Origin of the sequence: Sphingomonas sp. Leaf22, assembly GCF_001421715.1 — a bacterium.
Taxonomy (GTDB): domain Bacteria; phylum Pseudomonadota; class Alphaproteobacteria; order Sphingomonadales; family Sphingomonadaceae; genus Sphingomonas.
The window spans coordinates 256,551-281,510 of record NZ_LMKP01000012.1 but is presented as its reverse complement, the minus strand read 5'-3'; the positions used below and the strand labels follow the sequence as shown (position 1 = coordinate 281,510).

The 24,960-nt window shown below is 67.1% G+C and carries 26 protein-coding genes and 1 other RNA gene; 16 read left to right on the top strand and 11 right to left on the bottom strand.

The genetic code is table 11. The features are described 5' to 3' along the window. Positions 1-44: 44 nt before the first annotated feature. The 5 genes from msrA to pabB form a co-directional block, all read right to left on the bottom strand. Positions 45-701: a peptide-methionine (S)-S-oxide reductase MsrA gene (msrA, locus tag ASE70_RS07990; RefSeq protein WP_056395940.1), complete on the bottom strand. Its 657-nt coding sequence runs from the start codon at positions 699-701 to the stop codon at positions 45-47. A gap of 58 nt (positions 702-759) precedes the next feature. Continuing rightward, positions 760-906, bottom strand: a complete 147-nt coding sequence (locus ASE70_RS19560) for a hypothetical protein (RefSeq protein ID WP_156347291.1) — start codon at positions 904-906, stop codon at positions 760-762. Positions 907-1,055: 149 nt separating this feature from the next. After that, entirely contained in the window at positions 1,056-2,219 is a 1,164-nt protein-coding gene (locus ASE70_RS07985; RefSeq protein WP_056395937.1) for a GGDEF domain-containing protein, read from the bottom strand. Positions 2,220-2,307: 88 nt separating this feature from the next. Next, a complete protein-coding gene (locus tag ASE70_RS07980; protein ID WP_056395934.1) occupies positions 2,308-3,507 on the bottom strand; it encodes a pyridoxal phosphate-dependent aminotransferase in 1,200 nt (399 codons plus the stop codon). Positions 3,508-3,545: 38 nt separating this feature from the next. Beyond that, positions 3,546-5,306, bottom strand: coding sequence for an aminodeoxychorismate synthase component I (gene pabB, locus ASE70_RS07975; protein ID WP_056395931.1), 1,761 nt, complete (start codon positions 5,304-5,306; stop codon positions 3,546-3,548). A gap of 84 nt (positions 5,307-5,390) precedes the next feature. Here pabB and ASE70_RS07970 point away from each other — a divergent pair, with 84 nt between their 5' ends. The 9 genes from ASE70_RS07970 (at position 5,391) to ASE70_RS07930 (ending at position 13,852) form a co-directional block, all read left to right on the top strand. Continuing rightward, on the top strand, positions 5,391-6,050 hold the full coding sequence (locus ASE70_RS07970; RefSeq protein WP_056395928.1) for an MBL fold metallo-hydrolase: 660 nt from the start codon (positions 5,391-5,393) through the stop codon (positions 6,048-6,050). Positions 6,051-6,374: 324 nt separating this feature from the next. Beyond that, the gene (gene rpmF, locus ASE70_RS07965) at positions 6,375-6,554 is read left to right on the top strand and encodes a 50S ribosomal protein L32 (RefSeq protein WP_055762192.1); all 180 of its coding nucleotides are present in this window, start codon (positions 6,375-6,377) and stop codon (positions 6,552-6,554) included. A gap of 26 nt (positions 6,555-6,580) precedes the next feature. Continuing rightward, entirely contained in the window at positions 6,581-7,612 is a 1,032-nt protein-coding gene (plsX, locus tag ASE70_RS07960; protein ID WP_055998921.1) for a phosphate acyltransferase PlsX, read from the top strand. Continuing rightward, positions 7,609-8,577, top strand: coding sequence for a beta-ketoacyl-ACP synthase III (locus ASE70_RS07955; RefSeq protein WP_056503209.1), 969 nt, complete (start codon positions 7,609-7,611; stop codon positions 8,575-8,577). Before plsX ends, ASE70_RS07955 begins: the two co-directional genes overlap by 4 nt. A 73-nt stretch (positions 8,578-8,650) precedes the next feature. Then, positions 8,651-8,947, top strand: coding sequence for an integration host factor subunit alpha (locus ASE70_RS07950; protein WP_056395921.1), 297 nt, complete (start codon positions 8,651-8,653; stop codon positions 8,945-8,947). A gap of 10 nt (positions 8,948-8,957) precedes the next feature. Next, positions 8,958-9,326 carry a MerR family transcriptional regulator gene (locus ASE70_RS07945; protein WP_056395918.1) on the top strand — a complete coding sequence of 123 codons (369 nt, stop codon included), beginning with the start codon at positions 8,958-8,960 and terminating at the stop codon, positions 9,324-9,326. A gap of 76 nt (positions 9,327-9,402) precedes the next feature. Beyond that, positions 9,403-11,913, top strand: coding sequence for a penicillin-binding protein 1A (locus ASE70_RS07940; protein ID WP_056503207.1), 2,511 nt, complete (start codon positions 9,403-9,405; stop codon positions 11,911-11,913). Positions 11,914-11,970: 57 nt separating this feature from the next. Continuing rightward, positions 11,971-13,098, top strand: a complete 1,128-nt coding sequence (gene prfB / locus ASE70_RS07935; RefSeq protein WP_056395911.1) for a peptide chain release factor 2 — start codon at positions 11,971-11,973, stop codon at positions 13,096-13,098. A 1-nt stretch (position 13,099) separates the two neighbouring features. Then, a complete protein-coding gene (locus ASE70_RS07930; protein WP_082450856.1) occupies positions 13,100-13,852 on the top strand; it encodes a class I SAM-dependent methyltransferase in 753 nt (250 codons plus the stop codon). Positions 13,853-14,198: 346 nt separating this feature from the next. Here the strand turns inward: ASE70_RS07930 and ASE70_RS07925 are convergent, their stop codons facing one another. Then, entirely contained in the window at positions 14,199-14,723 is a 525-nt protein-coding gene (locus ASE70_RS07925) for an NUDIX hydrolase (RefSeq protein WP_056503201.1), read from the bottom strand. Positions 14,724-14,800: 77 nt separating this feature from the next. Here ASE70_RS07925 and mscL point away from each other — a divergent pair, with 77 nt between their 5' ends. Next, on the top strand, positions 14,801-15,271 hold the full coding sequence (gene mscL, locus ASE70_RS07920; protein WP_056396088.1) for a large conductance mechanosensitive channel protein MscL: 471 nt from the start codon (positions 14,801-14,803) through the stop codon (positions 15,269-15,271). A 116-nt stretch (positions 15,272-15,387) separates the two neighbouring features. Here mscL and ASE70_RS07915 read toward each other — a convergent pair whose 3' ends face one another. Next, positions 15,388-15,819 carry an RrF2 family transcriptional regulator gene (locus ASE70_RS07915; RefSeq protein ID WP_055998905.1) on the bottom strand — a complete coding sequence of 144 codons (432 nt, stop codon included), beginning with the start codon at positions 15,817-15,819 and terminating at the stop codon, positions 15,388-15,390. Positions 15,820-15,862: 43 nt separating this feature from the next. On the opposite strand from ASE70_RS07915, the gene ssrA reads away from it, so the two are divergent. Continuing rightward, positions 15,863-16,209: a transfer-messenger RNA gene (ssrA, locus tag ASE70_RS19115) on the top strand. 205 nt (positions 16,210-16,414) lie between these two features. Beyond that, a complete protein-coding gene (locus tag ASE70_RS07910; RefSeq protein WP_056503198.1) occupies positions 16,415-17,188 on the top strand; it encodes a TSUP family transporter in 774 nt (257 codons plus the stop codon). Between the two features lie 151 nt (positions 17,189-17,339). Here ASE70_RS07910 and ASE70_RS07905 read toward each other — a convergent pair whose 3' ends face one another. Further along, positions 17,340-18,449, bottom strand: coding sequence for a glycosidase (locus ASE70_RS07905; protein ID WP_056503196.1), 1,110 nt, complete (start codon positions 18,447-18,449; stop codon positions 17,340-17,342). After that, on the bottom strand, positions 18,446-18,739 hold the full coding sequence (locus tag ASE70_RS07900) for a chorismate mutase (protein ID WP_055998902.1): 294 nt from the start codon (positions 18,737-18,739) through the stop codon (positions 18,446-18,448). The genes ASE70_RS07905 and ASE70_RS07900 overlap by 4 nt, the downstream gene beginning before the upstream one ends. Positions 18,740-18,855: 116 nt before the next feature. Between ASE70_RS07900 and ASE70_RS07895 the strand changes: the two genes are divergently transcribed. Continuing rightward, entirely contained in the window at positions 18,856-19,869 is a 1,014-nt protein-coding gene (locus ASE70_RS07895) for a polyprenyl synthetase family protein (RefSeq protein ID WP_056503194.1), read from the top strand. 54 nt (positions 19,870-19,923) lie between these two features. Next, a complete protein-coding gene (locus ASE70_RS07890) occupies positions 19,924-20,331 on the top strand; it encodes a hypothetical protein (RefSeq protein ID WP_056503191.1) in 408 nt (135 codons plus the stop codon). 520 nt (positions 20,332-20,851) lie between these two features. Here ASE70_RS07890 and ASE70_RS07885 read toward each other — a convergent pair. Next, entirely contained in the window at positions 20,852-21,838 is a 987-nt protein-coding gene (locus ASE70_RS07885; RefSeq protein WP_056503189.1) for an NAD(P)H-dependent flavin oxidoreductase, read from the bottom strand. 89 nt (positions 21,839-21,927) lie between these two features. Here ASE70_RS07885 and ASE70_RS07880 point away from each other — a divergent pair, with 89 nt between their 5' ends. Beyond that, the gene (locus tag ASE70_RS07880) at positions 21,928-22,344 is read left to right on the top strand and encodes a secondary thiamine-phosphate synthase enzyme YjbQ (RefSeq protein ID WP_056503578.1); all 417 of its coding nucleotides are present in this window, start codon (positions 21,928-21,930) and stop codon (positions 22,342-22,344) included. 540 nt (positions 22,345-22,884) lie between these two features. On the opposite strand, the gene ASE70_RS07875 is transcribed toward ASE70_RS07880, so the two are convergent. After that, the gene (locus tag ASE70_RS07875; RefSeq protein ID WP_056503575.1) at positions 22,885-24,132 is read right to left on the bottom strand and encodes an aspartate kinase; all 1,248 of its coding nucleotides are present in this window, start codon (positions 24,130-24,132) and stop codon (positions 22,885-22,887) included. A gap of 79 nt (positions 24,133-24,211) precedes the next feature. On the opposite strand from ASE70_RS07875, the gene ubiG reads away from it, so the two are divergent. Continuing rightward, entirely contained in the window at positions 24,212-24,952 is a 741-nt protein-coding gene (gene ubiG, locus ASE70_RS07870) for a bifunctional 2-polyprenyl-6-hydroxyphenol methylase/3-demethylubiquinol 3-O-methyltransferase UbiG (protein ID WP_235519673.1), read from the top strand. Positions 24,953-24,960: the final 8 nt, after the last annotated feature.

Below are 24,960 nucleotides of genomic sequence, written 5' to 3'. Positions count from 1 at the left end.
CGAACGCAACTGCTCCGCGTCTCCGCGTGAAACCGAATCTTCTTCTACCCAACCAGCCCCGGATACGCCGCCCGTGCCGCCGCGACCTTCGGCTTGTCCCACCGCACGATATACGGATGCGACGGGTTTCGCCGTGCGAAGTCCTGATGACCGGCTTCGGCGGGGTAGAAGGCACCCGTCTCGACCTTCGTCGCGATCGGCTTGGGGAACGCCTTCGCCCGGGTCAGTTGCGCGATATAGCGGCGCGCCACCGCCGCCTGCTCGGGGGTCTGCGCAAAGATCGCCGAGCGATAGCTGGGGCCGCGATCGGGATATTGGCCGTCGACCTGCGTCGGATCGTGCGCGACCGAGAAATACAGGCGCAGCAACGTGCCATAGCTGACGACGCGCGGGTCGTAGGTGATGCGAATCGCCTCTGCATGACCGGTGCGTTCGGTCGATACCTGGTCGTAGGTGGCGGTAGCGCGGGTGCCGCCGGCATAGCCGCTGACGACCGATCGCACGCCCTTCACCCGTTCGAACACCGCCTCCATGCCCCAGAAACAGCCACCCGCCAGCACAGCGGTGGCAGCGCCGGGGCTGGCGGGAACATCGCTGGCGATGGCGGGGACCGGCACCGCGCGTTCGGCGGTGGCGGGCTGGATCGTCAGTGCGGCAGCAAGGCCGATGGCACCGATCGACAGAGGTAGCAGGGGTTTCATGGTCGGTTCCTCGACGCGGACCGACCAAAGATGGGGCGCGACCGTGCGCCCCGCCAGATCAACCGATGCGTTCGACGACCGCCGGTGCGGAACGGACCGACTTCGCATCGCTCGGATCGGCGATCTGCACCGCGAACAGCGCGACGGCGCCCATGGCGAAGCCGCTGACGAAATGGCGAAGGAATCCGGTGCGCTTGGCGGTCATCTGTCTCATCCTCTTGCCCGGCCGCACACCCGGATGGTGCGCGGCAGCGGGTCGATCGCCATGGCGGCGGGCGACCCGTTCTTCAGCGGCAAGATATAGTTGGGGGCGGTGAACCGATGCTGGCGCGTCCGTTCATCTCCTGCACAGCCTCAACCATGTTGCGGGTGCGAAATCAAGTCGATGACGGGGTGGATTTCGGAAACGCTGCGTTGCACGACCGGCATTTTGGTGCGGTTGCGCTGCTTGACGGCATACATGTCGTGGTCGGCGGCGACGATCAGGTCGGTGATATGGTCGAGCGTCCCGACCGCGGTACCGATGCTGAGCGCGACGGGCAGGTCGCCCGGCACGATTCCCGTCATCGCATGGGCATAGCGGACGGCGATGGCGGCGGCGGTGGCATCGGCCCCCGCCTGATCGGCATCGGGCAGGACGCACACGAATTCGTCGCCGCCCCAGCGAAACACCCGCCCCCCGTCGGGCAAGGCCGCCGTCGTCGCGCGGACCAGCGCGACCAGCGCGGCATCGCCCACCGCATGGCCGCAGCGATCGTTCAACGGCTTGAAATGGTCGAGGTCGATCATCAGCACCGCGCCCCCGCCCCGCCACCGCGCCAGCCGCCGGTCGAACCCGGCACGGTTATAGGCATTGGTCAGCGGATCGCGTTCGAGCAGCGCCGACAGCGCCTGATGCCCGCGCTCGGCATCCATCGTCAGCAGCGACACGCCGCGGAACATGATGAACGAGATCGGCAGCACGGTCAGCCACGCCCCCAGCCCGTGTTTCATGCCCGTCAGGCTGGTGCCGATATCGCCATGATACGCCGACCATGATCGCGCGACGAACAGCGGTACGGTCGGCGCGAACAGCGCGACGACGATCCACGCGGTATGCAGCGATTCACGCCGCGCCAGCCGGATCGCGGTCAGCACGATGGCAAGGTCGAACAGCGCGCGCAGGCTGCTGAGATACCCGACCCGGAACCCGAGTTCCTCGATCCGGACCGAGAAGAACAGCGGAGTCGCCGCGACCAGCGCCGCCGCGAGGATCAGCCGGTTGCTGCCGTCCGGATAGGCGAAGGTGCGCAGGCCGATGAAGATCGCGGCATAGGCGACCACTGCCAGCGGGTTGCCCAGCCAGACGATATAGTCGCCACCACCCATATCGCGGAACACCGCGCCGGCCGCGGTGACACCGAGCAGGATATGCCCGAACCCCCACCATGCGGCCCAGTTGTCGAACCGCCCGGTCGCCCACGGAACGACATGGATGATGCCGGCAACGATCGATGCCAGCGAAACCATGACGTACATTGTGGAAAGATCGAGCAAGCCGTCCTCACTATCGCAACCAAAGTCGCGATAGATCAAAAAGGCCTAATAGTCTCTTTCTACTCGGTGGTTACTTCAGCGCGGCGCACGCGGTACGGATACGCGCACAAGCCTCGCGCAGCAATGCATCCGACGTCGCATAGCTGATCCGCATCGCCGGCGAGAGGCCGAACGCCGCGCCCTGCACCGCCGCGACCTTCGCATCCTCCAGCAGATAACCGACGAAATCCTCGTCGGTGGCGATCCGCCGGCCCGCGGGCGTCGACGTGCCGATCAGCCCCGACAGGTCGGGATAGACGTAGAAGGCACCCTCGGGCATCGGACAGGTCACGCCGTCGATCGCATTCAGTTCGGCGACGACCATGTCGCGGCGACGCTGGAACGCGGCATTGCGCTCGGCAAGGAACGACTGGTCGCCGTTCAGCGCGGCGACGGCCGCCGCCTGTGCGATCGAACACGGGTTGGAGGTCGATTGCGACTGCAGCTTGGCGATCGCCTTGATCAGCCATGCCGCGCCGCCGGCATAGCCGATCCGCCAGCCGGTCATCGCATAGGCTTTCGAACAGCCGTTCACGGTCAGCGTGCGATCGTACAGCGTCGGGTTCACCTCCGCGATCGTCGCGAATTCGAATCCCGGATAGACGATATGCTCGTACATATCGTCGGCAAAGATCCAGACATGCGGATGCCGTTCCAGAACCTTGCCCAGTTCGCGCAGTTCGGCGCGGGTATAGCCGGCACCGGTCGGGTTGGACGGCGAATTCAGGATCACCCACTTGGTGCGTTCGGTGATCGCGGCGTCGAGCTGTTCGGGCGTGATCTTGTACTGCTGGTCGGCCCCGGCGGCGATGAACACCGGCGTGCCGCCCGCGAACTGGACGACGTCGGGATAGCTGACCCAATAGGGGGCCGGCACGATCACTTCATCGCCGGCGTCGACCGTCGCGACCAGCGCGTTGAACAACGTGTGCTTGCCGCCGACATTCACGCTGACCTGATTCGCGGCGTAGGTCAGGCCGTTGTCGCGCTTGAACTTCGCGATGATCGCGTCCTTCAGCTCGGCGGTGCCGTCGACATTGGTGTATTTCGTCTTGCCGGCGCGAATCGCCTCGATCGCGGCTTCCTTGACGAAATCGGGTGTGTCGAAATCGGGTTCGCCCGCGCCCAGCCCGATGACGTCGACGCCCTGCCGCTTCAGTTCGAGCACCTTCGACGTGATGGCGAGGGTCGGCGACGGATTGATGCGGTCGAGCGCGGCGGAGGGCTTCATGGGACGTCCGATGCTGAGAAGGAACAGGTGCCGCGCCCTTAGCCGCCCCGTTCCCCCGCCGCAACCAGCCGCGCATCAATCAATCCGCGAACGGCGTTGCCGATGTAAAATCCTTGCGCAAGATCGGCCGGCGTCAGCGGCATTTCGACCGCATCGCCGCGCGCGATCAGTTCGGCGCGCAGCACCCCCGGCAACAATCCCCGATCGAGCGGCGGGGTCAGCAGCTGCCCGCCCTCCTCCCGCCGGACGAAGATCGAGGTGAAGCTGCCCTCGGTCACCTCGCCATCGGCGCGGGTGAAGATCGTTTCGAAACAGCCCGGCGGCGGCGCGGGCCAGAAGCGCCGGTCGCTGGTCTTGTGGGCGATGCGCAGGTCGGTCGCGGCCAGCGGCAGCGGCGCGACCGCCACCAGGACCGGCCCGGCGGGCAGCGTCGGCAGCGGCGTGACATCGACCGAGATCGCGCCCGATCGCGACAGCAACAGCCGGATGCGCGACGGATTGCGCAGGCGAAAGGTCGCCGCCTGCAATTCGTTGCGCGTCGCATGGCGATCGAACGCGAAGCCCAGCCGCCGCGCGCTTTGCGTCAGGCGGGCGATATGCCCTTCGAGCAGGGCGATCCCCTCCAGCGGATCGAACGCCATCGTTTCGACCAGATCGTAGCGCGCCGGCGGCAGGTTCAGGAACCGTGCCTTGGCGAGACATTCGGACCATTCGTCGGCGGCGCGCGAATCGGCGACGATCCCCGATCCCAGCCCCAGCGTCGCATGGGCGCCTTCGGGTGCCAGATGCAGCGTGCGGATCGCGACGTTGAATGACGCGTCGCCAGTGCCGTTGATCCAGCCGATCGCCCCGGTATAGATGCCGCGCGCGCGATCCTCGATACCGTCGATCGCCTCCATCGCCCGCTTCTTGGGCGCGCCGGTGATCGACCCGCACGGGAACAGCGCCGCCAGCGCATCGACCCCATTCCGGTCGGGCAGCAGGTCGGCGGTGACCGACGACACCATCTGATGGATGCTCGGATAGGTTTCGACGACGAATCGCTCGGGCACGTGCACGCTGCCCGCGACGCTGACCTGCGACAGGTCGTTGCGCATCAGGTCGACGATCATCAGATTTTCGGCGCGCTGCTTGGGATCGGCGGCCAGTGCGCGCGCGGCGGCGGCATCGCGCGCCGGATCGGGATCGCGCGCGGCGGTGCCCTTCATCGGCCGCGCGGTGATGCGCCGCCCGTCGACCGCAAAGAACAGTTCGGGCGAGAAGGAGAGAATCCAGTCCTCGCCGGTCCACACCACCGCGCCATGCCCCGCCGCCGCGCACGGCCGAATCGCGGCATACAGCGCCAGCGGATGGCCCGCGACCGGCACCTGCGCGCCGAAGGTCAGGTTCGCCTGATACAGGTCGCCCGCCGCGATCAGGTCGAGGACGGTGGTGCATTGTGCCGTGTAGCGATCGGCATCGATCGCCGGCTCGACCTCGCCGATCCATGCGCCCTGCGGGTCGGGCAAGGCAGCGGCGACGTCGACCGTTTCGGCCGCGGCGAAGACGCCGAACCACAGCAACGGCGCAGTACCGCTGCGCATCCGCAGCCCCGGCACCAGTGCTGCCCCGGCTTCATACTGGAGATAACCCGCGACCGACGCGCCTTCGCCGATCGCGGTCGACAAGTCGGCCAGCGCCGCCGCCACCTCGCCGACGTGATCGGCACGAATGATGCGGGACGGCGCGCGATACAGCTTGCCCGAGCCGCCCGGCCGGGCATCGTCGAACAGCACGAAAGGCCGGGTCGTATCGAACATCGCCCACGCTTGCCGTTTGCCGCCGCGCGGGGCAAGCGTCGAACCGCGCTTTGTCGGTACGGTATTCGGCGGTAAGGCACGGGCATGACCCCATCCCCGATCCGCGCGGCGATCATCCCGGTGACGCCGCTCCAGCAGAATTGCACGCTGCTCTGGTGTACCACGACGATGCGCGGCGCCTTCGTCGATCCCGGCGGCGACCTGCCGCGCCTGCTCGCCGCTGCCGAGCACCATGGCGTGCGAATCGAAAAGATCCTGCTCACCCACGGGCATATCGATCATTGCGGCGAGGCCAAGCCGCTCGCCGAGCAACTGGGCGTACCGATCGAGGGGCCGCACGAGGCCGACCGGTTCTGGATCGCGCGGCTGGACGAGGACGGCAAACGCTGGGGCCTGCGCGGCGTCCCGTTCGAACCCGATCGCTGGCTGGTCGAGGGCGACACCGTCACCGTCGGCGAGGCCAGCTTCGCGGTGTACGAGACCCCCGGCCACACCCCCGGCCATGTTATCTTCCATCACGCCGACGCCAAATTCGCGCTGGTCGGCGACGTCCTGTTCCAGGGATCGATCGGTCGCACCGACTTTCCGCTGTCGGATACACAGGCGCTGATCGATTCGGTCGTGACGAAGCTGTGGCCGCTGGGCGACGATATCGCGTTCGTGCCGGGCCATGGTCCGGGCAGTACCTTCGGCCATGAGCGGGCGACGAATCCATTTGTCGGTGACAAGGTGCTGGCGGGATAGCGTCACCTTATATAAGGCTGCCCTTCCTGAAGTTCGTCACCCCAGCGCAGGCTGGGGTCTTGCGCGGCTCCTGTCCCGAACCGTCACCGGGAGATCCCAGCCTTCGCTGGGATGACGCGGAGAGATCGGCATCGCGCTGGGCGCTGAATCCAACCCGAAGCTTGCAACCCCGCTCGAAAACGCTATAGGCGCGGTTCGCTTCGCGACCAGCCTGTCTGCCGGTCCGGCGGGTCGCCGGTCGCGGAAAGCGGTCGGGCACTTGCCTGGGCCGCGTCGTCAGTTGGTGGTGAAACCAACCGATACCCAAGTGATAAAGGTGCCGAAATGGCAGTTCCCAAGAGAAAGACCTCGCCCTCCAAGCGCGGTATGCGTCGCAGCCACGATTCGCTGAGCGTCGAATCGTTCCAGGAATGCCCGAACTGTGGCGAACTGAAGCGTCCGCACAACCTGTGCAACGCCTGCGGCCATTATAACGGTCGCGAAGTCGTCTCGGTCGAAGCGTAACCGCCGGACCGGACAGGGAAGCACGCATGGCTGACGGGTCCTGGATCGCCATCGACGCGATGGGCGGTGACGAAGGGCTTGCCACCATGCTGGCGGGCGTCGCCCATGCGCGACGCCGCCACGAATCGATGCGGTTCCTGCTGGTCGGGGACGAAGCGGCGATTCGTGCCGGACTCGAATCGCACCCGAACCTGTCCGCCGCGTCGGAAATCGTCCACGCCCCCGAAGTCGTCGGATCGTCGGACAAGCCCAGCCAGGCGATTCGCCGGGCCAAGACGACGTCGATGGGCGTCGCCATCGGGCTGGTGAAGCAGGGCCGTGCCGCCGCTGCGGTGTCGGCGGGCAATACCGGCGCGCTGATGGCGATGGCGAAGCTGGCGCTGCGCACCATGCCGGGCATCGATCGCCCGGCACTGGCGGCGTTGCTGCCCAGTCTCGGCGACAATGACCTCGTCATGCTCGACCTCGGCGCCAATGCCGAGTGCGATGCCCGCAACCTCGTCCAGTTCGCGGTGATGGGGGCGGCCTATGCCCGCACCGCGCTCGACCTCGAATCGCCCCGCGTCGCGCTGCTGAACATCGGCACCGAGGAGCTGAAGGGCATCGACAGCGTCCGGGAAGCAGCAGCGATCCTGCGCGCCTCGCCGCATTTGCCGATGACCTTTTCGGGCTATATCGAGGGCGATCGCCTGTCGCGCGGACAGGTCGATGTCGTCGTTTGTGACGGCTTTTCGGGCAATATCGCGCTGAAGACCGCCGAGGGCACCGCGCGATTCGTCGCCGACCTGCTCAAGCGCGCCTTCCGTTCGTCGATCCGGTCGAAGATCGGGTTCCTGATCTCGCGCCCGGCGACCGAATTGCTGCGCCATCACCTCGATCCCAACAACCACAACGGCGCGGTCTTTCTCGGCCTCAACGGGCTGGTGGTCAAAAGCCATGGCAGCGCCAACGAAGCCGGCATTTCGAACGCGATCCAGGTCGCGGCCAAGATGGTGCGCGACGACCTGACCCGCAGCATCGCCAGCGATCTCGCGGCGATCGAGGCGCGCGCGGCATGATCCGTTCGGTCGTCACCGGCACCGGTTCCGCGCTCCCTGCCCGGCGGGTGTCGAATGCCGAACTGGCCGAACAGGTCGATACGTCCGACGAATGGATCGTCGAACGGACCGGCATCCGCTTCCGCCATATCGCCGCCGAGCATGAGACGACCGGGACGCTCGCCGCCGATGCCGCCCGCGCCGCCATCGCCGCTGCCGGGATCGAAGCGCAGGCGATCGACCTGATCGTGCTGGCGACCGCCACCCCCGACCAGACCTTCCCGGCGACCGCGACGAAGGTGCAGGCGATGCTCGGCATCGACGACTGCGTCGCGTTCGATGTGGCGGCGGTGTGCTCGGGCTTTCTCTATGCCGTGCAGGTCGCCGATGCGATGCTGCGCACCGGTATCCACCACCGGGCATTAGTGATCGGAGCCGAGACATTCAGCCGCCTCCTCGACTGGCAGGACCGCACCACCTGCGTCCTGTTCGGCGACGGCGCGGGTGCGATCGTTCTCGAGGCACGTGAAACCGGTGGCGACGCGCCGCAGGGCATTCTCGCGACCCGCCTTCACGCCGATGGCCGGCACAATGGCCTGCTCTATGTCGATGGCGGTCCGTCGACGACCGGCACGGTCGGCAAGCTGCGCATGAAGGGCAAGGAAGTGTTCCGCCATGCGGTGGTCAATCTGGCCACCGTCATGGGTGAATCGCTCGAACTGGCGGGCCTGACCGCCGACGATGTCGACTGGGTCGTGCCGCACCAGGCCAATGCCCGCATCCTCGACGCAACGGCGCGCAAGCTGGGCCTGCCGCGGGAAAAGGTCGTGGTGACCGTCGACATGCACGCCAACACCTCGGCCGCATCGGTTCCGCTCGCGCTCGACGTCGCCACCCGCGACGGACGGATCAAGCGCGGCGACATCGTCGTGCTGGAGGCGATGGGCGGTGGTTTCACCTGGGGTGCCGCCGTAGTGCGTTGGTAATCCTTTAGTATTTTTGAATCTTCGTATACGCTATGCTAGCGGCAGGCGGTGTAGACGAAAAAGGATTTCACTGATGGTTTCCGATGGTACGCTGACCCGCGCCGATCTCTCCGAAGAGATGCACCGCGAGATCGGTCTGTCGCGGGCCGATTCCGCGCGCGTCGTCGAACAGATCCTCGATCATATGTGCGAGGCGCTGTCGCAGGGCGAGAACGTCAAGATTTCGGGCTTCGGCAGCTTCGTGCTGCGCGACAAGGGCGAGCGGGTCGGCCGCAATCCCAAGACCGGGGTCGAAGTGCCGATCGCGCCGCGCCGCGTCCTGACCTTCCGCGCCAGCCAGATGATGCGCGACCGCATCACCGCCAACTGAACGAGGCCGATTGCCGCCCCCGGTCGACAAATCCGCCAACGCCTATCGCACGATCGGCGAAGTGGCGCGCGAACTGGGGGTGCCGCAGCATCGGCTCCGCTATTGGGAAGGGCGTTTCGCGCAGATCCGCCCGCTGACCCGCGCCGGCGACCGCCGCTATTACCGGCCGGAGGATGTGGCGCTGCTGCGCCGTATCCAGACATTGCTGGGGGATCAGGGCTATACCGTGCGCGGCGTGCAGCAATTGCTGGCGCAGGAGGCAAAGGCCCCGGCGAACCCCGTCGCCCCGATCACCCGCCGCGCCGCACGCATCCTCGAATTGCGCGCGATCCGATCGCTGCTCGCCGACGCGCTCGCGACCGACGGCGCGGCCGAGTAGCACGGCAGCGCCCCGGCACAGCGCCGATCGACGCGCCGCTTTCCCCGACCGCCAAACCTGCTAAACCGCGCGGGCGATGAGCGTATCCGAACCCGACACCTCCCCCGCCCCGTCCCGGCGGGCGCGTTTCGCCCGCATCCGGCGACGGTGGTGGTTCCGCCTGCCCGCGATCGCGCTGTTGCTGTCGGGGATCGGCGTATTCCTGATCTGGCTGCTGCTGTGGCGCACCCTGCCATCGGTCGATTCGCTGCGCGCCTATGAACCGCCCTTGCCCACGAATGTCCGGGGAATAGAGGGCGATCCGATCCACAGCTATGCCCGCGAACGCCGCGTGCAGCTGTCCTATGCCGAATATCCGCCGCTGCTGGTCCGCGCGTTCCTCGCCGCCGAGGACCGGACGTTTTTCGAGCATCACGGCGTCGACTATCCCGGCATCGCATCGGCGATGCTCACCAATCTGCGCAACGACGGTCGCCCGATCGGCGCGTCGACGATCACGCAACAGGTCGCCAAGAACCTGCTGCTGACCAGCGAGGTCAGCTATGTCCGCAAGGCGAAAGAGGCGCTGCTCGCCTGGCGTATCGAAGACGCCCTGACCAAGCAGCAGATCCTCGAACTCTATCTCAACCAGATCGCGCTCGGCCGCAACGCGTTCGGCGTCGAGGCGGCGAGCCATGCGTATTTCGGCAAGGAACTGCGCGAGCTGACCCTGCCGCAAATGGCGTATCTGGCGATCCTGCCGAAAGGACCGTCGAACTACACGCCCGAGCGCGGATACGACCGCGCGATCACCCGCCGCAACTGGGTGTTGGGCGAAATGGAGCGCAACGGCTTCATCACCGCGGCCCAGCGCGCCGCCGCCATCGTCCAGCCGCTCGGCACCATCCCGCGCCAGACTCCGCGTCAGGAAACGGCAGGCGGCTATTTCATCGAGGAAGTCCGCCGCCAGCTGCTCGGCCAGTTCGGGGAGAATGTGAAGGACGGGCCGTACAGCGTCTATGCCGGTGGCCTGTGGGTCCGCACCTCGCTCGACCCGAAGATTCAGGCCGATGCGCAGAATGCGCTGCGCAGCGGGCTGATCCGGTTCGATGCGGGGCGCGGCTGGTCCGGCCCGCTCAACAAACCGCGCACGACGATCGATGGCGACAACTGGCAGCAGGCGCTGCTCAACACCAATATCGGCGTCGATTATCAGGATTGGCAGGCGGCGATCGTCATCGACAAGGACGGCGGCGAGGCACGGATCGGCTTTGCCGACGGCCGCACCGGCGCGTTGGCGCGCGGCAATGCGCAGATGCCGGTTCGCGGCGGCACCGGCAACGCCTTCGGCGCGATCCAGCGTGGCGACATCCTCGCCGTGGCACCGGCCGGCGGCGACTGGTCGCTGCGCTCGGTCCCGCGCGTGTCGGGCGGCATGGTGGTCGAGGACCCGCGCACCGGCCGCATCCTCGCGATGCAGGGCGGATTCGACAGCCGGATCCAGTCGTTCAACCGCGCGACGCAGGCGATGCGCCAGCCGGGATCGACGATCAAACCGATCGTCTATGCCGCCGCGCTGGAGGCAGGGATGACCCCGGCCTCGATCATCGTCGACGGCCCGTTCTGCGTGAATCAGGGCGGGCGCCTGGGCCAGAAATGCTTCCGCAACTTCGGCGGCGGCGGGGCCGGCCCGCATACCATGCGCTGGGGCGTCGAACAGTCGCGCAACCTGATGACGGTGCGCGCCGCCGCCCAGACCGGCATGGACAAGGTCAACGACCTGATCCAGCGCGTCGGCATCAGCGACGAGAAGTTTCCGCCCTATCTCTCCTATGCGCTGGGTGCGGGCGAGACGACGGTGCTGCGCATGGTCAACGCCTATTCGATCCTTGCCAATCAGGGCCGCGAGTTGAAGCCGACGGTCATTGATTTCGTGCAGGACCGGCGCGGCAAGGTGATCCTGCCCGAAAACTGGCGCGCCTGCGACGGCTGCAACGCCGCCGATTGGGACGGCAAGCCGATGCCGCGTCCGCAGATCAGGTCGCGCCAGGTCATGGACGCGATGAGCGCGTACCAGATGGTCCACATCATGGAAGGGGTGATCCAGCGCGGCACCGCCACGACGCTGCGCGACCTCAATCGTCCGATCATGGGCAAGACCGGCACCTCGACCGGTCCGACCGATGTCTGGTTCGTCGGCGGCACGCCGCAGATGATCGCCGGCCTCTATCTCGGCTTCGACAGCCCCCGCAATCTCGGCGGCTATGCGCAGGGCGGGACGATCGCCGCGCCGATCTACAAGACCTTCGCGGTCAAGGCGTACAAGGACATGGAGGCGCTGCCGTTCCGCGCGCCCGCCGGCATCCGCATGGTCCGCATCGATCGCGCGAGCGGCCGCCCGGTCTATGGCGCGTGGCCGACCACCGATCCCAAGGCGGCGGTGATCTGGGAGGCGTTCAAGCCCGAGACCGAGGCGCGCCGCGCCACCGGGCGCCTCGGCGAAGCGCGCGCGCCGGTGACCCGCGATCCGACCCGCGCCGTGCCCACCCAGCAACAGGCGCAACCGCGCGACAGCGACTTCTTGCAACGCGAAGGGGGAATCTACTAGCGCGCCGCCCATATCGGCGGCATTCCCCCTGATTACGCTTATTCCCGGAGTTTCCCCATGCGCGCCGAAGCGCAAGCCCATGTAGACAAGATCAACGATGCGCTCTCGCTGCTGCGCCGCTTCCTCGACTGGGACCGCGCGCTGCGTCGGCTCGACGAGCTGAACGCGCGCGTCGAGGACCAGGCATTGTGGAACGATCCCAAGGCCGCGCAGGACGTCATGCGCGAACGTCGCCGGCTGGACGAGGCGATCACCGCCACCCGCACCATCGAGCGTGAACTGTCCGACACCGTCGAACTGATCGAGATGGCCGACGAGGAAGGCGATGCCGAGATGGCCGACGAAGGCGTCGCCAATCTCGCCGAACTCGCGAAGCGCGCCGATCACGACAAGGTACAGGCGCTGCTGTCGGGCGAAGCCGATGCCAACGACACCTATATCGAAATCAACGCCGGCGCGGGCGGGACCGAGAGCCAGGACTGGGCCGGCATGCTGCAACGCATGTACACCCGCTGGGCCGAACGACGTGGGCTGAAGGTCGAACTGGTCGACCAGCATACCGGCGAACAGGCCGGCATCAAATCGGCGACGCTGCTGATCAAGGGCGAGAATGCGTACGGCTTCGCCAAGACCGAAGGCGGCGTCCACCGGCTGGTCCGCATCAGCCCGTATGACAGCGCCGCGCGCCGGCACACCTCGTTCGCGTCAATCTGGGTCTATCCGGTGATCGACGACAATATCGAGGTCGACTATAACGAAAGCGACCTGCGCATCGACACCTATCGCGCGTCGGGTGCCGGTGGTCAGCACATCAACACCACCGATTCGGCGGTGCGGATCACCCATATCCCGACCGGCATCGTCGTGCAGTGTCAGAACCAGCGGTCGCAGCACAAGAACAAGGCCGAGGCCTATAACCAGCTGCGCGCCCGCCTGTACGAACGCGAACTGGCGATCCGCGAGGCGGAGGCCAATGCGGAGAACGCGACCAAGACCGATATCGGCTGGGGCCACCAGATCCGGTCCTATGTGTTGCAGCCGTACCAGATGGTGAAGGACCTGCGCACCGGCGTGGTCTCGACCGCGCCGGGCGACGTGCTCGACGGTGCGCTCGATCCGTTCATGGCCGCCGCCCTGTCGCAGCGGGTGACCGGCGAAGCGGTCGAAGTCGAGGATGTCGACTGAGATGCGCCGCGTCCTCCCGGCCCTGCTGTTGCTGCTGGCCGGCTGCGATGCGACGCAGCCGAGCGCGGGTGCCAATGCGCAGCGGGAGGACCGGCACGACTTTCCGAAGGCCGACCGGCCGGTGGCGACGATCGTGTCGGCCCGTTGGTCGACCGAGGAAGCGCGCGACCGGCTGAACGAGGCCGAACTGGTGATGGACCGCGCCGGCATCGCGTCCGGCATGACCGTCGCCGATATCGGCGCGGGCGAGGGCTATTACACCATCCGCATGGCGCAGCGCGTCGGCCCGGACGGGCGGGTGCTGGCCGAGGACATCATTCCGCAGATCCGCGATGCGCTGGCGCAGCGCGTGGCGCGCGAACGGCTCGACAATGTCAGCGTGCGGCTGGGCGAACCCGATGATGCAAAGCTGCCCGCGAACAGTTTCGACCGGGTGCTGATGGTCCACATGTACCACGAGATCGCCGAGCCCTATGCGTTTCTGTGGAATCTGCGCCCGTCGCTGCGCCCCGGCGGACAGGTGGTGGTGGTCGACGCCGACCGTCCGACCCAGGATCACGGCACCCCGCCCGCGCTGCTGAAATGCGAATTCGAAGCAGTCGGATACCGCCAGGTCGAGTTGCAGCGCATGCCCTCGGCCGGCGGCTATATCGCGATGTTCACCCCCGAGGGCGCGCGCCCCGCACCGGACAGGATCGTGCCGTGCCGGGTGCCGGTGCCCACCGCGAGTCCGAGCGGCAACCACAAGGGCTGACGAGCGCTCTTCCCTTACCTCGGCACCCGCACCAAACCCGTTCAGTTCGAGCAGTTTCGAGCTTGTCGAGAAACGTCCGTCGAGAACCCGGCCCGCTTGGGGCACCCCCTTTTCGACGACGGTTCCCGACAGGCTCGAAGCAAACGGAGCGGGAAAGCCAAGCCCGATCGACATTCAGTAGCGAGGTCGGCGAAGTTGCTCCCCTACCTGACAAGGGAGAGGTTAGGGGTGGGTAGGCCCGCGAGGAAAGGCCACGTCCGCCAACGGACCAACCCACCCCCAGCCCCTCCCTTCTCAGGGAGGGGAGAGATCAAATCGGCCCTCGATGGTCGATCGGGCCTAACCGTCACCCCAACAACACCGGTGCCAACAGCAACAGCAACTTCACATCGACCGCCTTCCCCGCCGCCCGCTGGTCCGCCACGAACCCGGCCAGTTCCGCCAGCGCCACCCGGTGGACGATGATGTCCTCCCCCGGCACCCCGCCGCCGTCGCCGACCCGCGTCAATGCGCCCGCGCGGAACAGCGTGAAGCTTTCCGACACCATCCCCGGCGACGAATGATATTCGCCGAGCGCGGTCATGCTGCCCGCGCGATAGCCGGTCTCTTCCTCCAGCTCGCGCGCCGCGGCGACCGCCGCCGCCTCGCCGGCGCTGTCGTCGCCGACCAGCCCGGCGGGCAGTTCGATACACGCCCGGCCCAGCGGCACGCGATATTGCTCGACCAGCAGCACATGGCCGTCGTCGATCGCCACGATCACCGCCGCGCCGATGCCGTTCGCGCGCCCGACATATTCCCATCGCCCGCGTTTCTTGGCGGTGATGAAGCGTCCCGCCCACATCACTTCTTCGGGAGCATCGCTGTCGATCATCGAACGTCCTGTCATGGCCCTTGCGCGTTGCCACCGTATCGAAGCAAAACAGCGGCCTCAACCATGGGGAGATGGTCATGGGAATGATCAAGGAATTCCGAACCTTCGTCGCGCGTGGCAACGTCCTCGACCTCGCGGTCGGCGTCATCATCGGCGCTGCGTTCGGTACGATCACCAAATCGCTGACCGACGACATCATCATGCCGGTGATCGGCTATCTCTTCGGTGGTTTCGATTTTTCCAGCTATTTCGTGCAGCTCGGCCCGATCCCGGCCAGCTATACCGGTTCGCCCGACAACTACGCGGCACTCAAGGCGGCAGGTGTACCGCTGTTCGGCTATGGCGAATTCATCAGCGTAATCATCAACTTCCTGATCCTTGCCTTCATCGTCTTCCTGCTGGTTAAGTTCGTGAACCGCGCGATCGCGGTGGTCCATGAAGAACAGAAGACCGGCGCAGCCGAGCCCGCCGCCGATCCGGTCGACGTCGCGCTGCTCCGCGAAATCCGCGACGAACTGCGCGCGGCGCGGGCGCGGCCGGAAGCCTGACCTTCCTCCCCTCCCTGACAAGGGAGGGGCCGGGGGTGGGTCGGCCCGCGAGGAAACGATCCCGCGCCACAACCGGCCAACCCACCCCAACCCCTCCCCTCCGGGGAGGGGCTAGATCAGGCCGCCGCCAATTCCAGCGCCGCCGCCTGCGCCAGACTCGTGCCGTCCAGAATCCGCGCGGTCTCGTCGCGCACCCGCGCCATCGCGTGGCGGATCGCGCAGCTCGCTTCGTCCTTGCAGTCGCCGCAGGGGCGATAGGCAGTGCGGCTGACGCACGGCACCAGCGCCAGCGGTCCTTCGATCACGCGGATGATCTCGCCCAGCGAAATCAGATGCGCCGCGCGTGCAAGGTGATAGCCACCGGCCTTGCCCCGCGTCGACGACAGAAATCCCGCCTCGCGCAGGTCCGCCAGGATCAGTTCGAGGAATTTGCGCGGCACGTTCGCGGCGGTGGCGATGCGGTGCATCGGCATGGGTGCCTCGCCCGCGGGTTGTTCGGCAAGGAACAGCATCGCGCGCAATGCATAGCGGGAACGCTGGGTCAACATCGTCCCCTGCCCATGCCACTTGCGCTCCGGCAAGGGAAGTACGGTTCTTTTCAAAGCAGGGACAGTCGCCTATATGGGTCGGTGTCGGCTTCCAGCCGGCTATGACGATAAACTGCGGCGTGCAATAGACGCAGCGGACCCGGGGGCAGTACCCGGCGGCTCCACCATAAGGTGGTGTTTCTGGACACCGTTTCTGACGGGGCCGAACCAGGATCGACGTGTGTTGAAAAGCGCTGTTTTCGTTCGGAATGGGACCACCGCAACGGCCCATACACACAAGTGCCAACGATAACGAAGCACTCGCGATTGCGGCGTAACTAAGGGCCTCGCGGCCTGAAGTTACTCCAAAATAGCGCGGTTGGACCGAACCGGGCAACAGAATCGGATTCCAGCGGTACGGGGGGCACCGGGCAACAGAAGCTCCCCACCTGTCCCGAACATCCGATGTCGTTCCCGCGAAGGCGGGAACCCATAACCCATGCCGTCGCGCCCCCATCATTGGCCCCGGCGTCTATGGATTCCCGCCTGCGCGGGAATGACGAAGGGAAAGCGACGGGAGGTTCCCCACCACCAGGATCCCCGCTACCGGCATCGCATGGACATCGACCTCATCGCCCTGCTCATGCTGGTCGCGTTCGGCGCGGCGACGCTCGATGCGATGGCGGGTGGTGGGGGGCTCATCACCCTGCCCGCGCTGCTCGCTGCGGGGGTGCCGCCGGTCGCGGCGCTGGGTACCAACAAGCTGCAAAGCGCGTGCGGCACGGCCGGCGCGACCTTCGCCTTCTGGCGCAAGGGACATATCGACCTGCGCCGCTTCACCTGGCCCGCGCTTGCCTCGTTCACCGGGGCAGCGGGCGGCGCGGCGCTGGTACAGGCGATCGACCCGCATTTCCTGTCGGCGGTGCTCCCGGTCCTGCTGATCGCGATGGCGCTGTATTTCCTGTTCGGGCCGCGCCTGTCCGACGTCGATACCCATGTCCGCCTCGCGCCCGCCGGCCTGCTGCTCGCGATCGCGGCGATCGGGACCTATGACGGATTTTTCGGACCGGGCACCGGATCGTTCTTCACCCTGTTGCTGGTCACCGCCGCCGGCATGGGCGCGACGCGCGCGGTGGCGCATACCAAGCTGCTGAACCTCGCCAGCAATCTGGCCGGAGTCGCCGTGCTGGTCGCGGGTGGCCATGTGTGGTGGACGCTCGGCCTCGCCATGGCGCTCGCCAGCCTGGCGGGTGGGCAGGTCGGTGCGGCGCTCGCCATCCGCTGGGGCGGGCGCGCGATCCAGCCGCTGCTGGTCGTCCTGTCGCTGGCACTGACGGTGAAGCTGCTGGCCGACCCGGCCAATCCGCTGCGGATGTGGCTGGGAATCTGATCTCTACTTTACCCGTTCGGTTCGAGCAGCTTCGAGCCTGTCGAGAAGCGCCCGTCGAGAACGCCCCGTTTGGGGCACCCCTTCTCGACTTCGGTTCTCGACAGGCTCGAACCTGCGCTCGAAGCAAACGGTGGCGGAATGACAGCGAGGTTCAATCCAACCGCCGCCCCGCGATCCGCGTCAGCCGGCACGCCAGATCCGCCTCGCCCGACGCAACGATCCAGTCGTCGCCGTCAGCCACGATGCCGGTCGTGAACACCACCGGCTGCGGCAGATACGCCTGATGCGCGAACGGCGCGATCAGCGCCGGTGCCGCCTCCAGCACCGCGACCAATTCGTCGCGCTCCAGCACCCGTGAAGCATCGGCATCGATCAGCGCGCGATAGGTCCGGTACACCCCGACCGCCCCCTGTTTCTCGACGCCGTGATACAGCAGCATCCACCCGCGCGCCGTCCGCACCGGCGGCGTGCCCCCGCCCAGCTTATACGCCGCCGCGCCCTTCAACGGTCGCAGCGCCGGTTCGGCCAGCGGCCGCCAGTGCAGCATGTCGGGCGAGGTGGCGAGGTTGATGCTCGGCCCGCTGCCCTCCGCGCCCTCGGGCGATGCCACGAACCACGCATCCGACAGCGGCCGGGTCAGCGACACGAACCGATCGCTCACCCGCCCCTCGAACGGGACCATGTCCTTGTTACCATGGTCGAGCACCATGCCCTGCGACTGCCAGCCAAGCCCGTCGTCCGACCGGTACATCACCGTACACAGCCGCCCGCCCGACACCCCGCATACCGTCATCCAGTACACGCCATCGATCGCCACGATCCGCGGGTCCTCGATGCCATATTGTGCGTAGTCGGCGGAGGGTTCGACCGCGCGGTCGTAATGCACCGCCACCACCCGCTGGCCATCGGCCGACAACTCGACCGGCAAGAGCCACGACAACGACGTCAGCCCCAGAAACGAATAGGCCCCGCCGGTCAGCGCAAAGAATCGCGGATCGCGCACATCGGCCGCATCCGCCGCAAACCCGTCGAGCACATAGCCGCCCGGCGTCCAGCGGATCGATCGCACCTGTCCGCCCCGCACCGGCTCGCAGAGCGCCTCGGCGATCCGCACCAGCAGCAGCAGATTGCCGTTCGGCAACCGGGTCAGCGCCGGATTGAACGCCCCCAGCACATAGGTCGGCTCGGATATGCCCCGCCGCAGCGGCGATAGGGTCAAGTCGACATCGTCGGGGGCGAAGACGATCCGGTCGTCGCTCACGCCGCCGAACCGCCGTCCTGCATCGACTGATGGTGGCGGATCACCTCGTCGATGATGAACCGCAGGAACTTCTCCGAAAATTCGGGGTCGAGATCGGCATCGCGGGCCAGCGACCGCAGCCGCGCGATCTGCGCCTCCTCGCGCCCCGGATCGGCGGCGGGCAGGCCCTCGTCCGCCTTGTAGCGGCCGACCGCCTGCGTCACCTTGAACCGCTCGGCCAGCAAAAAGACCAGCGCGGCATCGATATTGTCGATGCTCTGGCGAAAGCGTTGCAGCGTCGCGTCGTGCATGGGCGTCCTTCATGGGCGGTCGGTGCCGGGATATGCCCCTTTCGCGCGACCGGCCGCGTCACGCAACCCCGCCTTTCCCTTGCGTTCGCGTGTCCGAACCGCCACATCGCTGGGACATGACGGCTACCCTGCACCGCCTCGACAAGCGCACCGAACCTTCGCTCGATCCGCTGATGGCGCTCGTCGCCGACGACATGAATCGCGTGAATTCGGTCATCCTCGACCGGATGCAATCGAAGATCCCGTTGATCCCCGAACTCGCCGGCCACCTGATCGCGGGCGGGGGCAAGCGGATGCGGCCGATGCTGACGCTCGCTGCGGCCCGGCTGATCGGCTATGGCGGCACGCGCCACCACCTGCTGTCGGCGGCGGTCGAATTCATCCACACCGCGACGCTGCTCCACGACGACGTGGTCGACGGCTCCGACCTGCGCCGGGGCAAGCGCACCGCCAACATCATCTGGGGCAATCCCGCCAGCGTGCTGGTCGGCGACTTCCTGTTCTCCAAGAGCTTCGAACTGATGGTCGAGGCCGAAAGCCTGAAGGCGTTGCGCGTCCTGTCGGGCGCGTCCGCCGTCATCGCCGAGGGCGAGGTCAACCAGCTGACCGCGATCCGCCGCATCGACACGCCCGAGGACCGCTATCTCGACATCATCGGTGCCAAGACCGCCGCGCTGTTCGCCGCCGCCTGCCGCATCGCCGCGATCGTCGCCGAACGGTCGGACGCCGACGAAGCGGCACTCGACGCCTATGGCCGCAATCTCGGCATCGCGTTCCAGCTGGTCGACGACGCCATCGATTACGTGTCCGACGCCGATACCATGGGCAAGGATGCCGGCGACGATTTCCGCGAGGGCAAGATGACGCTGCCCGTCATCCTCGCTTATGCCCGTGGCGACGAAACCGCGCGCAGCTTCTGGCGCGACGCGGTGTCGGGCAAGCGTGCGGGCGATGCCGATTTCGCCCATGCGATCACGCTGGTCCAGTCGTCGCGCGCCGTCGACGACACGCTCGCCCGCGCCCGCCATTACGGCCAGCGCGCGATCGACGCGATCGGCCGCTTCCCCGATGGCCCGGCCAAGGACGCGATGGTCGAGGCGGTCGAATTCGCGGTTCGCCGCGCCTATTGATCGGACCGGCCACGTCCGGTTGCAACAAAATCGCTTGTGGCGGAATGGGTTACCATGCCTGATTCGCTGACGCTCGACGACGCCGCCTTCACCATCCGCATCGATCCGGCGCGCAAGCTGCTCGACATCGACCTGCGCGGGCTATGGGACCCGGCGATCGTCGTGCGGTTCCGCGATGCGCTGGCGACGATGCTCGCCCGACTGCCGGCATTGGGCTGTCCGCTGGGCCAGCAGGTCACGTTGTTCGACATGATGCAGTTCGCGGTCCAGCCGCGCGAGGTGCTGCCCCTGCTCGAACAGATCGCCGCCAATCCCGGCGTCTCCTCCCGCCGCATCGCGATCGTCGTCAACAGCACGTTGTTGAAGATGCAGGCCAAGCGCCTCGCGCCGAACCTCACCCTGTTCGAAGCACGCGAGCCGGCGCTGGCGTGGTTGGCGGAGGATGGTCCGGCGGGGCGGTGACGCTTCCGGGCATTCGACGTCACCCCGGACTGGATCGGGCCCTCGGCAAAAGTCGCACGCTTGGCCAAAAGCTCATCGTACCCCCGCGCAGGTGGGGGTCCAGAGCAAAGCATAACAACGGTTTGCGCCTGGAACCCTGGACCCCCGCCTGCGCGGGGGTACGGCAGCGGGCAAGAATCAGTACTTTCGCAAAGGTCTCGACGTGATCCGGCGTCCCGCGTCTTCTTGCGCGTCTGATATGGTTCACCCTCACCCTTCCGCGGCTTCGCCGCTCCCTCCCTCTCCCAGCGGGAGAGGGAAGGGGCCCGCCCGGCGCAGCCGGGTGGGAAGGGTGAGGGTGAACCCACGCCACCCGCCACCCGACCCGTACTTTCCTACACCGCAAACCCATGACAGGCTCGCCCAACGCTCTGTCGCATTGTCGCCATTCCAACCCGCACGGCCAAAACCGCGCGCCCGTCAGCGCACCACCGTCACCACCACAAACCGCGTGCAACTGTGACCTTCGTGACCTTTGACCTCAAACCGCCCGCTTCTCCAACGCCTGCGCCGCCTCCGCCATCAGCGTGGCGATGATCTCGGCCGCCGGTTCTTCCTTGGTCACCATGCCGACCGACTGTCCGGCCATCAGGCTGCCATGCTCGACATCGCCGTCGATCACCGCACGGCGCAGCGCACCCGCCCAGTAATGTTCGATCTGCAACTGCGCCTCGGCCATCGCCACGCCGCCCTCGTCGAGCATCTGCGCCACTTCGCGCTGCTTCGCGGTGAACAGCTCGCCCCCGGCATTCTTGAGCGCGCGCACCGGGATGACCGGCAGGCGCGCGTCGATCTGTACGCTGGCCACCGCATCGCGCGCCGATGCGCGCAGGAACGCCTTCTTGAACGCCGGATGGGCGATCGATTCGGTCGCGCAGACGAAGCGCGTGCCGAGTTGAACCCCGGCCGCGCCCATGTCGAGATAGCCGGCGATCGCCTCGCCCCGGCCGATCCCGCCCGCGACGAACACCGGCACCTGTTCGGCGACCTCGGGCAGCATCTCCTGCGCCAGCACGCTGGTCGATACCGGACCGATATGGCCGCCCGCCTCCATCCCCTCGATCACCAGCGCGTCCGCGCCCGACCGGATCAGCTTTTTCGCCAGCGCCAGCGCGGGGGAGAAGGCGATGACCTTGGCCCCCGTCGCCTTGATCGCTTCCAGCGACCCCTTGGGCGGCAGGCCGCCGGCCAGCACGACATGGGTGACGCCGTGCCGCCCGCACACGTCGATCAGGTCGAACAGCGCCGGGTGCATGGTAATCAGGTTCACGCCGAACGGCTTGTCCGTCAGCGCCCTGGTCCCGGCGATCTCTGCATCGAGCAGGTCGGGGGTCATCGCCCCGCATGCGATCACGCCGAACCCGCCGGCGTTGGAGATGGCGGCGACAAGGTTGCGCTCGGACACCCACGACATCGCGCCACACAGGATGGCGGTCTCGGAACCGAGGAAGTCGCGGCCGCGCGCCATGCGGCGCTCAAGGCGCTCGGCGCCGATCGAAGCGTTGGTCATTGCCCCGCCTAGCGCGGGCGGGCGGCTTCGGGCAAGCAGGGACGATGATGCGACAGGAACATGGCGAGCTGGTGGTCACCACCAACGGACAGGGGCTGGTCCTGATGACCGGACAGGTCCGGCACTGGGTCGATGCGACCGGCATCGGCGACGGATTGCTGACGCTGTTCTGCCGCCACACGTCGGCCTCGCTGCTGGTGCAGGAAAATGCCAGCGCCGCCGCGCGCGACGACCTCGAACGCTTCTTCCGCCACATCGCCCCCGAAAGCGACCGCTATGCCCATGACGAGGAAGGGCCCGACGACATGCCCGCGCATCTGCGCACCGCGCTGACCAACACGTCGCTGTCGATCCCCGTCGTCGGCCATCGCCCGGTCCTCGGCATCTGGCAGGGCATCTACCTGTTCGAACACCGCAAGGGCGCGCATCGCCGACGCATCGCCGTCCACCTGCTAGGCGAATAAAATCCTCCCCGGCACGGGGAGGGGGACCAGCGAAGCTGGTGGAGGGAGATTTCCGCACCCGGAACGGTAGTCGGGAAGCGCTTTCCTACACCCGCCAACCCTGTCAGCCTCACGAAGTTCTTTCCCTTCGTAAGCCTTCGCCTTCCGCCAGGCCTTGATCCCCCACATCGCAAGGGACCGCGGGTCAAGTCGAGAACGCTGCGAAAGTCGCAAGCTTCGCCGAAAACGCACCGTACCCCCGCGTAGGCGGGGGTCCAGAGCCAGGCAGAACAACGGCTTGCGCCTGGAACCCTGGCCCCCCCGCCTGCGCGGGGGTGCGGCAGGGGACCGGACTAGGTACTTTCGCAGTGGTCTTGCTCAAGTCCGGGGTGACAAACCGACGGTTGCAAGTGCCCCCGTGTCAACTTCCACGCAGCCCTGCCGCCCCGACAAGCCACCAACCCCCTGACCAACCACGAAAAACAAAACGCCGGGGCCGCTGCGCAACCCCGACGTCCCGTCAACTTCGTCAACTTCCGGCCCGCTCGCCGGGACGGAGCGTTACCCCTCGGCGTCCAGCCCATAGGCCGTGTGCAGCACCCGCACCGCCAGTTCAGTATAATCCTCCTCGATCAGCACGCTGACCTTGATCTCCGACGTGGTGATCGCCTGGATGTTGATGCCGCGGTCGCCCAGCGTCTGGAACATGGTCGACGCCACACCCGCATGGCTGCGCATGCCGACGCCGACGATCGAGATCTTGGCGACCCGCGTGTCGTGGAGCAGCTTGGCGAAACCGATATCGCCGCTCGCCTTGTCCAGCGTGTCGAGCGCGCGGGCCAGTTCGGCGGCGGGCACGGTGAAGGTCACGTCGGTCGACCCCGCCGAATGCGCGATATTCTGCACGATCATGTCGACATTGATGCCGGCCGCCGCCAGCGGGGCAAAGATCGATCCGACCGAACCCGGACGGTCGGGCACGGCGACCAGAGTGATCTTCGCCTCGTTCTTGTCGTGCGCGATGCCGGTGATGAGCTGCCGTTCCATGTCCGTCACTTCCTCTTCGCCGACGATCAGCGTTCCACGATATCCGTCCTCGTCGCGCGTATCGTCGAACGACGACAGCACGCGGACGCGGACCTGTTCCTTCATCGCCAGCCCGACCGAGCGGGTCTGGAGCACCTTTGCCCCCACCGAGGCGAGTTCGAGCATTTCCTCATACGTCACCCGCGCCAGCTTGCGTGCGCGCGGCACGATGCGCGGGTCGGTGGTATAGACGCCGTCGACATCGGTGTAGATGTCGCAGCGATCGGCGTGCATCGCCGCCGCCATCGCCACCGCCGACGTGTCCGACCCGCCGCGGCCCAGCGTGGTGATGCGCCGGTCGTCGGTCACGCCCTGAAATCCGGGGATCACCGCCACTTCGCCGCGCGCCAGCGATTCGTCGAGCGCGGTCGTGTCGATCGATTCGATCCGCGCGGTCGCATGGGCGTCGCTGGTGCGGATCGGCAATTGCCAGCCCAGCCACGAGCGCGCCGGCACGCCGATCGCCTGCAACGCGATCGCCAGCAGCCCGCTGGTCACCTGTTCGCCCGACGACACCACCGCATCATATTCGCGCGGGTCGTACAGCGCCGATGCCTCGCGACAAAAGCCGACCAGCCGGTCGGTATCGCCGGCCATCGCCGACACGACCACCGCGACCTGATTGCCCGATTCGACCTCGCGCTTCACGCGCTCGGCGACGTTGCGAATGCGTTCGATCCCCGCCATCGAGGTGCCACCGAACTTCATCACGATCCGCGCCATGCGTTTGCCATTCATCCTTGGGGGGAATGGCGGCGGCTGATAGGAGAGCGCCATGACGAACGCAAGCGAAGCAATCTTTATGTCCGAAAAAGCCTTGGGCACGCAATCAAGCGTCGTTGCGCGCGAAGCCGCCCATTTCGGGGAGATGGCCGCCGACTGGTGGAACCCGCATGGCAGCTCGGCGATGCTCCACCGGCTGAACCCGGTACGCCTCGCGTTCCTGCGCACCGCGATCGATTCGCATTGGGGCGGCGATGGCGGCGGCTTCACGCCGTTGGCGGGCAAGACGGTGCTCGACGTCGGCTGTGGCGCGGGGCTGCTCGCCGAACCGCTCGCCCGGCTTGGCGGACAGGTCACCGGCGTCGATGCCGCGCCCGAAAATATCGGCGCGGCCCGTGCCCATGCAGCGATGAGCGGCCTGTCGATCGACTATCTGTCGGGCGGCGTTGAAGCCGTCGCCGGCCGCCGGTTCGACCTAGTCACCTCGCTCGAGGTGATCGAACACGTCGCCGATCCCGCCGCCTTCGTCCATGCGCTGACACAGGCGGTGGCACCGGGCGGGCTGCTGGTCGTGTCGACGCCCAACCGCACCCCGCTCTCGCGCCTCGCGATGATCTCGGTCGGCGAAGGGATCGGCCTGATCCCGCGCGGCACCCATGACTGGGACCGGTTCCTGACCCCTGACGAACTGACCGCGCACCTCCGCGCCGGGGGCATGACCGTATCGCCGCCGACCGGCCTCGCCTTCTCGGCGACGCACGGCTTCAAACTGTCCGACGACGTTTCGCTCGACTATTTCCTGACGGCGACGCGGGGCTAGGTCCGCGT

What these genes read in the sequence shown, in the direction of transcription:
- ASE70_RS07885 (WP_056503189.1), bottom strand. Translation starts at nt 21,838, where the DNA reads ATGGCGCGCGGCCGCGACTTCCTCGGTTCCGAGACCGCCATCCTGTGT.
- ASE70_RS07890 (WP_056503191.1), top strand. Translation starts at nt 19,924, where the DNA reads ATGCCTGATTCGCTGACGCTCGACGACGCCGCCTTCACCATCCGCATC.
- ASE70_RS07895 (WP_056503194.1), top strand. Translation starts at nt 18,856, where the DNA reads ATGACGGCTACCCTGCACCGCCTCGACAAGCGCACCGAACCTTCGCTC.
- ubiG (WP_235519673.1), top strand. Translation starts at nt 24,212, where the DNA reads ATGTCCGAAAAAGCCTTGGGCACGCAATCAAGCGTCGTTGCGCGCGAA.
- ASE70_RS07900 (WP_055998902.1), bottom strand. Translation starts at nt 18,739, where the DNA reads ATGCACGACGCGACGCTGCAACGCTTTCGCCAGAGCATCGACAATATC.
- ASE70_RS19560 (WP_156347291.1), bottom strand. Translation starts at nt 906, where the DNA reads ATGACCGCCAAGCGCACCGGATTCCTTCGCCATTTCGTCAGCGGCTTC.
- ASE70_RS07955 (WP_056503209.1), top strand. Translation starts at nt 7,609, where the DNA reads ATGATCCGTTCGGTCGTCACCGGCACCGGTTCCGCGCTCCCTGCCCGG.
- mscL (WP_056396088.1), top strand. Translation starts at nt 14,801, where the DNA reads ATGGGAATGATCAAGGAATTCCGAACCTTCGTCGCGCGTGGCAACGTC.
- ASE70_RS07875 (WP_056503575.1), bottom strand. Translation starts at nt 24,132, where the DNA reads ATGGCGCGGATCGTGATGAAGTTCGGTGGCACCTCGATGGCGGGGATC.
- ASE70_RS07970 (WP_056395928.1), top strand. Translation starts at nt 5,391, where the DNA reads ATGACCCCATCCCCGATCCGCGCGGCGATCATCCCGGTGACGCCGCTC.
- ASE70_RS07980 (WP_056395934.1), bottom strand. Translation starts at nt 3,507, where the DNA reads ATGAAGCCCTCCGCCGCGCTCGACCGCATCAATCCGTCGCCGACCCTC.
- ASE70_RS07940 (WP_056503207.1), top strand. Translation starts at nt 9,403, where the DNA reads ATGAGCGTATCCGAACCCGACACCTCCCCCGCCCCGTCCCGGCGGGCG.
- ASE70_RS07985 (WP_056395937.1), bottom strand. Translation starts at nt 2,219, where the DNA reads ATGTACGTCATGGTTTCGCTGGCATCGATCGTTGCCGGCATCATCCAT.
- ASE70_RS07930 (WP_082450856.1), top strand. Translation starts at nt 13,100, where the DNA reads ATGCGCCGCGTCCTCCCGGCCCTGCTGTTGCTGCTGGCCGGCTGCGAT.
- msrA (WP_056395940.1), bottom strand. Translation starts at nt 701, where the DNA reads ATGAAACCCCTGCTACCTCTGTCGATCGGTGCCATCGGCCTTGCTGCC.
- ASE70_RS07910 (WP_056503198.1), top strand. Translation starts at nt 16,415, where the DNA reads ATGGACATCGACCTCATCGCCCTGCTCATGCTGGTCGCGTTCGGCGCG.
- plsX (WP_055998921.1), top strand. Translation starts at nt 6,581, where the DNA reads ATGGCTGACGGGTCCTGGATCGCCATCGACGCGATGGGCGGTGACGAA.
- ASE70_RS07925 (WP_056503201.1), bottom strand. Translation starts at nt 14,723, where the DNA reads ATGATCGACAGCGATGCTCCCGAAGAAGTGATGTGGGCGGGACGCTTC.
- ASE70_RS07915 (WP_055998905.1), bottom strand. Translation starts at nt 15,819, where the DNA reads ATGTTGACCCAGCGTTCCCGCTATGCATTGCGCGCGATGCTGTTCCTT.
- pabB (WP_056395931.1), bottom strand. Translation starts at nt 5,306, where the DNA reads ATGTTCGATACGACCCGGCCTTTCGTGCTGTTCGACGATGCCCGGCCG.
- ASE70_RS07880 (WP_056503578.1), top strand. Translation starts at nt 21,928, where the DNA reads ATGCGACAGGAACATGGCGAGCTGGTGGTCACCACCAACGGACAGGGG.
- prfB (WP_056395911.1), top strand. Translation starts at nt 11,971, where the DNA reads ATGCGCGCCGAAGCGCAAGCCCATGTAGACAAGATCAACGATGCGCTC.
- rpmF (WP_055762192.1), top strand. Translation starts at nt 6,375, where the DNA reads ATGGCAGTTCCCAAGAGAAAGACCTCGCCCTCCAAGCGCGGTATGCGT.
- ASE70_RS07950 (WP_056395921.1), top strand. Translation starts at nt 8,651, where the DNA reads ATGGTTTCCGATGGTACGCTGACCCGCGCCGATCTCTCCGAAGAGATG.